Raw genomic sequence first — 956 nt, 5'->3', positions numbered from 1 at the left:
ACGCCCAAGCCCAACTCGGCCGATCACCTGCGGCCCTGGACCTGGCCGACATCGATGCCGCCCTCGTCTGCGGCTTCCTGGACCATCTCGAGACCGACCGGAACAACAGCATCACCACTCGCAACGCCCGGCTGGCCGCGATCCACTCCCTATTCGGCTACGCGGCGCTGCGTTGCCCCGAGCATGCCCTGCTCATCCAGCGCATCCTGGCCATCCCTCACAAGCGCCATGATTCCACCGACGTGTGCTTCCTGACCCGAGCCGAGAGTGACGCGCTCCTCGCGGTTCCCGACCAGTCGACACCGCTGGGCCGCCGCGATCACCTGCTGCTGCTCGTCGCCCTTCAGACCGGGCTGCGCGTCTCTGAACTCACTTCGCTGATCTGCGCCGATGCCGAGCCCGGAGCGGGCGCCCACCTGCGCTGCACCGGCAAGGGCCGCAAGCAGCGCGTCACCCCGCTCACCCGGCCCACCGCCCGCCTGCTCCATCGCTGGATGACCGACCGTCACGCCGCACCGACCGACCCGCTGTTCCCCAACCGCACCGGCGGACGCCTCAGCCGCGACGCCGTCGCCGACCTGCTCGCCAAGTACGTCCCCGTCGCGGCCCGCACCTGCACGACCCTCGCATCCAAGAACGTCACCCCGCACACCTTGCGCCACACCGCGGCAATGGCGCTGCTGCACGCCGGCGTCGACACCTCCACCATCGCGCTCTGGCTCGGCCACACCAGCACGAAGGCCACCGACATCTACCTCCACGCCGACCTGGCCACCAAGGAGAAAGCCCTGGCCCGCACCGCACCTCCTGGCCTCGGTGCCCGGCGCTACCGTCCCGGCGATAGCTTGCTCGCCTTCCTGGAGAACTTGTAATTATCTCTGGCAGTCGCGCTGTCAGACCTTCGCTGGCCAGCCCTGATCCACCTTGCCCGGCATAACATCCAGCCCCAGATAATT

The 956-nt window shown here is 68.5% G+C and carries 1 protein-coding gene; it reads left to right on the top strand.

All coding sequences use genetic code 11. From position 1 onward, the window contains the following. A partial coding sequence (locus ITP53_RS55525) for a tyrosine-type recombinase/integrase (protein ID WP_195903516.1) occupies positions 1-872 on the top strand: 872 nt, incomplete at its 5' end. Positions 873-956 lie beyond the last annotated feature (84 nt).

Source organism: Nonomuraea cypriaca (assembly GCF_015645445.1).
GTDB lineage: Bacteria > Actinomycetota > Actinomycetes > Streptosporangiales > Streptosporangiaceae > Nonomuraea > Nonomuraea cypriaca.
This window is presented reverse-complemented; position numbering and strand designations above follow the sequence as displayed.